The 5,522-nt window shown below is 67.7% G+C and carries 7 protein-coding genes; 3 read left to right on the forward strand and 4 right to left on the reverse strand.

Going from position 1 to position 5,522, the window contains the following annotated elements; translation table 11 throughout:
- The first annotated feature begins 236 nt into the window (after positions 1 to 236).
- Both AB0E90_RS42135 and AB0E90_RS42140 read left to right on the forward strand, forming a co-directional pair.
- A complete protein-coding gene (locus tag AB0E90_RS42135; RefSeq protein ID WP_360417930.1) occupies positions 237 to 455 on the forward strand; it encodes a hypothetical protein in 219 nt (72 codons plus the stop codon).
- 154 nt (positions 456 to 609) lie between these two features.
- Positions 610 to 1,335 carry a DUF72 domain-containing protein gene (locus AB0E90_RS42140; RefSeq protein WP_360417931.1) on the forward strand — a complete coding sequence of 242 codons (726 nt, stop codon included), beginning with the start codon at positions 610 to 612 and terminating at the stop codon, positions 1,333 to 1,335.
- 150 nt (positions 1,336 to 1,485) lie between these two features.
- Here the strand turns inward: AB0E90_RS42140 and AB0E90_RS42145 are convergent, their stop codons facing one another.
- The 4 genes from AB0E90_RS42145 to AB0E90_RS42160 all read right to left on the reverse strand — a co-directional run bounded on the left by AB0E90_RS42145 (position 1,486) and on the right by AB0E90_RS42160 (position 4,865).
- Positions 1,486 to 2,403, reverse strand: coding sequence for an ABC transporter ATP-binding protein (locus tag AB0E90_RS42145; RefSeq protein WP_360417933.1), 918 nt, complete (start codon positions 2,401 to 2,403; stop codon positions 1,486 to 1,488).
- Positions 2,400 to 2,789, reverse strand: coding sequence for a GntR family transcriptional regulator (locus AB0E90_RS42150; RefSeq protein ID WP_360417934.1), 390 nt, complete (start codon positions 2,787 to 2,789; stop codon positions 2,400 to 2,402). Before AB0E90_RS42150 ends, AB0E90_RS42145 begins: the two co-directional genes overlap by 4 nt.
- A gap of 130 nt (positions 2,790 to 2,919) precedes the next feature.
- Positions 2,920 to 3,954 (reverse strand): transmembrane transport protein, encoded by a 1,035-nt coding sequence (locus tag AB0E90_RS42155; protein WP_360417935.1) that lies wholly within the window; start codon positions 3,952 to 3,954, stop codon positions 2,920 to 2,922.
- Positions 3,951 to 4,865 (reverse strand): ABC transporter ATP-binding protein, encoded by a 915-nt coding sequence (locus AB0E90_RS42160; protein ID WP_360417936.1) that lies wholly within the window; start codon positions 4,863 to 4,865, stop codon positions 3,951 to 3,953. Before AB0E90_RS42160 ends, AB0E90_RS42155 begins: the two co-directional genes overlap by 4 nt.
- A gap of 302 nt (positions 4,866 to 5,167) precedes the next feature.
- Here AB0E90_RS42160 and AB0E90_RS42165 point away from each other — a divergent pair, with 302 nt between their 5' ends.
- Positions 5,168 to 5,377, forward strand: coding sequence for an MbtH family protein (locus tag AB0E90_RS42165; RefSeq protein WP_360417937.1), 210 nt, complete (start codon positions 5,168 to 5,170; stop codon positions 5,375 to 5,377).
- The last annotated feature ends 145 nt before the right edge of the window (positions 5,378 to 5,522 follow it).

Genomic DNA, 5,522 nt, shown 5'->3' on the forward strand with positions numbered 1-5,522 from the left:
GGCAGGTCCGCCACTTCACCCTCCTCGGTTGGTCAGTGCGCACACCGTAAGCCGTGCGCACGGCAATATCTACGCCGCGACGGGTCCGTATCGCCCCGACGAACGATCGGATTGGCACGGATGCGGGAGGTCCGTCAGCTCAGGTCTCGACGTCGCGACCGCCCCGGGCCGGTTTCGGCCGGCCGGTGGAGGGGATTAGGCAGATATCGGGATGGACGTATGGGAGGAGAATTTCCATGGGTGACAACGAGCACGACGTCAATCGCAGCGCCCGGAGCGGGCAGTTCGTCAAGGACAGCACGGTGGAGCGTGAGCCGAGCAAGACGACCACCGAGCACGTCGGGGGCGACACCGACGAGGGTCGTGCGGTCAATCGCAGCGCGAGCAGCGGCAAGTTCGTCAAGGAGGCCACTGTCGAGCGGCACCCCGACACGACCGAGACTCAGCAGATCTGACGCGCGCCTCGGATCATGTCCGGGCCTCCGTTTCCGCCGGCTTGTCGGTGGCGGGGCTGGGCGCTTACCTCGGCGGCCACCTTTCGTACGCGCAGGGATGGTCCAGGTGTGCCAGCCCTGAGGCTGTTCGGGTTTTTGCCGAAATGGGACACGCATGAACGTTCACATCGGGACGTCAGGCTGGAGTTACGGCCATTGGGACGGCGTCCTCTACCCGCCGGCCCTACCTGCGCGGGCTCGCCTCGAGCACTATGTGCGGCGGTTCGCCACGGTCGAACTCAACGCGAGCTTCTACCGCTGGCCCGCGCCGGCGACGTTCGCCGGCTGGCGGCAACGGCTGCCCGACGGGTTTCAGCTGTCGGTCAAGGCGCCCCGTGGTCTGACGCATGCGAAGAAGCTGTACGCGCCTGAGGAGTGGATCCAGCGCATCGGCGCCGGCCTGCACGAGCTCGGCGACCGCCGCGGGATCTTCCTCGTACAGCTGGGCCCGAATCAGCAACGAGACGACGCGCGCCTCGCATATTTTCTCGACCAGCTGCCGGGCTGGGTGCGCACAGCGGTCGAGTTCCGGCACCCGAGCTGGCAGGACGACGAGGTGTTCGACCTGTTGGAACGCCGCGGCACGGCCTATTGCGTGATGAGCGGCGCCCGGTTGCCGTGCGTGCTGCGGGCCACCGCGCCGTTCGTCTATCTGCGCATGCACGGGCCCGATCCGGAGCAGCTGTACGCCGGGTCGTACCCGCGCGACAGCCTCGCCTGGTGGGCGGACCGGATCCGGGAATGGAACGGCCAGGGCCGAGAGGTGTACGCCTACTTCAACAACGACGGCGAGGGCAACGCCGTGCGTGACGCGGAGACCCTGCGGTCGCTGCTCGGCTGAAGGTGCCGTGCTCCGGGCCGGTGGCCCGGTGATCGGCCGGGCCATGCACGGGCCTGTTCGCTGCGGCGGGGAGTGTCGGTGAATCCCGTACTGGAAAAAGGAGCTGGAGCGGCGCGGGAAAGCGCCACCCCAGCGGGTTTCGGGTCGGGCTCAGAGGCGGGTGGTCTGCGGGTGGCCGACGGGGCGGCTGCCGGGTGGGTCGGTGGGGCGGCTCATGTAGGCGAGGACCAGCTCTTCCAGGCCGAGGCGCTGGATCTGGGGGCCCTGGATCTGGGGGCCCTGGTAGGGCAGGGAACCCGGGGCGTGGACGATCAGGGTGCTCTGGCGACCGGTGTGTTCGGCCTGGATGACCGTGGTGCCGGGGGGTAGGTCGTCGAAGTTGTCGTGGGCGCCGAGCAGGCGGTAGTGGGTGCTGATCAGGTCGTCGATCTCGCCGGCTATCTGGACGCGGCCGTCGGCCACGACGATCAGGTAGTCGCAGACGCGCTCCAGGTCGCTCAGGACGTGGGAGGACAGGACGACGGTGGCGCTGAGTTCGGCGACGATCTCCATCAGACCCTGCAGGAAGCGGCGGCGGGCCAGCGGGTCCAGCGCGGCCACCGGTTCGTCGAAGATGAGCAGCTCGGGACGCTTGGCGGCGGCCATCGCGAGGGCCAGTTGGGCGCCCTGGCCGCCGGACAGGCGGCGGGCCTTGTCGCGCATGTCCAGGCCCAGGCCGCGGATGCGGTCGTCGGCGAGTTTGCGGTCCCAGCGGGGGTTGAGCTTGGCGCCCAGTTTGAGGTGTTCGCCGACGGTGAGGTCGGGGACCAGCGGGGTGTCCTGGGCGACGAAGCCGACCCGGGCCAGGTGGGCGGCGCTGACCGCGGGCCGTTCGCCCAGCACCTTGATGCTGCCGGTGGTGGGCTGCATGAGGCCGCACATCAGGCCGAGCAGGGTGGACTTGCCGGCGCCGTTCGGGCCGACCAGGCCGACGGTGCGGCCCACCGGCACGGCCAGGTTGCAGTCGGTCAGGGCCACCTTCGACCCGTATCGCATGCCGAGGTCGACGGCCTCGATGGCGAGTGTCACTTCGTTACTCCCACGGTGGCTCGGAAGGTGGTCCGGAAGAGCGCCTCGATGCTTTCGGCGCTCAGCCCGGCCTGGTGCGCATGGGCGAGCCACTGCAGAAGTTCCTGGCGCAGCGGCTCATGGGCGGGCAGCGAGCTGTCAGCGAGCGTACGGGTGACGATGGTCCCGACGCCGGGCCGCAGCGACACCAGCCCTTCCTGTTCGAGTTCGCGGTAGGCCTTCAGGACGGTGTTCGGGTTGATCGCCAGTTTCGCGACGACTTCCTTGACCGTGGGGAGCTGGTCACCGACCGACAGCAGACCCAGGTGAAGGGAGTGCCGGACCTGCTGGACGAGCTGGATGTACGGCGCGATGCCGGAGCGGACGTCCAGTTGGAAGTCGATCAAGACAGCACCGCCGTTCAGCTATGAAGCACAGCTCCTGAGCCTACCAAGCGGACCGTGAACGCCCACGTCAGCGGCGTGCCGACGACTGTCGGAGCACACCGCTGGACGTGTGGTCACCGGCCCGGACGGACTAACCGCGGACCCGGCGGATCTGCCAGAAGGCGAGCCCGGACAGCAGGCCGCCGAGGATGAGGAAGGCAGCGAACTCGATCCACTGGAAGGACCAGTAGCGGCTCGGCGGCTGCAGCCGGATCGAGAAGTGCAGGTTGTGCTGCGCCACGCAGTTCTCCAACTGGTCGAGCCCGTTGGCCTGCTGCTGGGGTGCCTGCCCCTGGGTGCCGGTGCAGTCCTGCACGGTCTCGGCGCCGGCCTTCTGCCCGGAGCTGGTCAGCAGGTCCTCGTGGTCGGTCAGCATCAGCGCGCCCGGCACGGCGTAGCCGGTCACCGCCATCGGCGCGTCCCGGTTGATCGAGAGGATGCCGCCCTGTTCCCGCACCGCGGCGTCGTAGGCCACCGACTGGGTGACCGGCGGACGAAGGTACGGCCGGGCGATCGTCGGGATGAACAGCTGGATGACGCCGACCAGCAGCAGGGTCACGGCCATCGCGTTCACCGTGCGGCGCAGGAACAGGCCGACGGTGGTGCCGAGGACGAACGCGAAGATCACGTAACCGATCGGGGCGACGTTGCGGGAGGCGAACGACAGCGGGTCGAACCGGCTGCCGATGAGCTGGTCGTACCGGCTTGCCGCCCAGGTCAGCACGAGGCTCAGCGCGCCGGTGACGACCATCGCGATGAGGCCGACGATGGCGAGCTTGACCGCGAGCCAATGGGTGCGGGTCACGGTCTGGTTCCAGACCAGGCGGTGGGTGTTGGTCTCGAGCTCGCGGGTGATCAGCGGGCCACCCCAGAACACCCCGATGATCGCGGGTACGGCGATGAGCACGATCGCCGGGATCGTGACCATGCTGCGGTGGTCCTGGATGAAGAGGTCCTTGACCTTGTCGAGCTCGCAGCCGTTCGCCGGCAGGCAGCCGAGGATGTCGGTGTTGTAGGCGTTCCGGATCGTGTATCCGACATAGATCAGGTACGCCGTGAGCGCTGTCAGCAGGGCGATGGACGCCAGGAACTGGCCGCGGAACTGCCGCCAAGTGAGCCAGATCATCGCCGAGCCTCCGTGGAGAGTGAGTAGACGTTGTTGAGGTCGCCGGAGCCTTCGTTGGCCCGGACCATGTACGCGAGGATCATTTCTTCCAGATCGAGCCGCTCGGCCTGCGGGAACAGGGCAGCGACCGACCGGGCACCGGTCTGGCGCACCACGACGCTGCTGCGCGAACCGGTGCGCTCGGCCCGGATGACCTCGAACTCGGCCGGCAGGTTCTGCAGGTCGCTCACGGAGCCGAAGAGCCGGTAGTGCTCGTTGATGATGACGTCGACGTTGCCGGCGAGCTGCACCCGGGAACCGGCCAGCAGGATCAGGTAGTCGCACACACGCTCGAGATCGGCGAGGATGTGCGACGACAGCACCACGGTCACGGCCAGCTCGCTGACGAACTCCATCAGGTTCTGCAGGAACTGGTGGCGGGCCAGCGGGTCGAGCGCGGCCACCGGCTCGTCGAAGATGAGCAGCTCAGGGCGTTTCGCCGCGGCCACGGTCAGGGCGAGCTGGGCGCGCTGGCCGCCGGAGAGCCGGCCGGCCTTCTGCGACAGGTCGAGGCCGACCTGCTTGATGCGCCGCTCGGCGAGCTTGTTGTCCCAGGTCTTGTTCAGGTGAGCGCCGAGCTTGAGGTGGTCGCCGACCGACAGGTTCGCGTAGACCGGTGTGTCCTGGGCGACGAAGCCGACCTTGGCCAACTGCGACGCGTTGGCGGCCGGGCGGCTGCCCAGGACGTCGATCGTGCCGGAGGTGGGCTTGATCAGCCCGCAGGTCATGCCGAGCAAGGTGGACTTCCCGGCGCCGTTCGGACCGACGAGGCCGACGACGCGCCCCGGCGGCACATCCAGGTCGGCGTCGACCAGGCCGGGATGTTTCCCATACCGCTTGGTCAGCCTCTCCGCGTGCAGCACTGATGTCATGTCTCTCCCTCGTGGACTGCTGAGTGTGCCGGACGTGTCGCGCCGCCGAACTGCTACGACGGTAGCACTTATAGAACCACGACCGTAGCAGTTATTCAACTACGGTCGTAGCACTTGCCCCGGGCGCTGAGGGCCCAGCAGACCGCGTCCAACTGCGGCCGTCTACCCGGTTGAACGGCCGGTCGCCGCTGTTTTTCCGGCGGCCTTGTCCTGCCGGTCCGGATGGGTTGGAATCTGCCGTGTCCGCCGCGTGCCTGCACCGCGGAATAGGCACGGAGATCCGACCCGAGAAAGGTAATTCGATGAACCCGTTCGAGGATCCCGACGCCAGTTATCTGGTTCTGGTCAATGACGAGGGACAGCATTCGCTCTGGCCGGTTTTCGTGGAGGTGCCGCAAGGCTGGACCACCGTGTTCGGCGAGGCCGGCCGCCAGGACTGCCTGGACTACATCGAGAAGTCATGGACCGACATGCGGCCGAAGAGCCTCATCGCCGCGATGGAAAAGAAGTAACTCCCGCAATTCTGTCAGTTATGCGGTACGTGCCAGGAGATACACGGTCGTGCGGCCGGGTGTCTCCTGGCGCCACGTTTATGCCGGCCACCCGATGAAGCTTGACAAACAGCAGGCATCGCGCTGTTGCGAAGGAGACGTTCTG

This window comes from Actinoplanes sp. NPDC026619 (genome assembly GCF_040638295.1).
Lineage (GTDB): Bacteria > Actinomycetota > Actinomycetes > Mycobacteriales > Micromonosporaceae > Actinoplanes.

Excerpts from the sequence above, each read along its gene's own strand:
- AB0E90_RS42135 (WP_360417930.1), top strand. The coding sequence starts at position 237 with ATGGGTGACAACGAGCACGACGTCAATCGCAGCGCCCGGAGCGGGCAG.
- AB0E90_RS42140 (WP_360417931.1), top strand. The coding sequence starts at position 610 with ATGAACGTTCACATCGGGACGTCAGGCTGGAGTTACGGCCATTGGGAC.
- AB0E90_RS42155 (WP_360417935.1), bottom strand. The coding sequence starts at position 3,954 with ATGATCTGGCTCACTTGGCGGCAGTTCCGCGGCCAGTTCCTGGCGTCC.
- AB0E90_RS42160 (WP_360417936.1), bottom strand. The coding sequence starts at position 4,865 with ATGACATCAGTGCTGCACGCGGAGAGGCTGACCAAGCGGTATGGGAAA.
- AB0E90_RS42165 (WP_360417937.1), top strand. The coding sequence starts at position 5,168 with ATGAACCCGTTCGAGGATCCCGACGCCAGTTATCTGGTTCTGGTCAAT.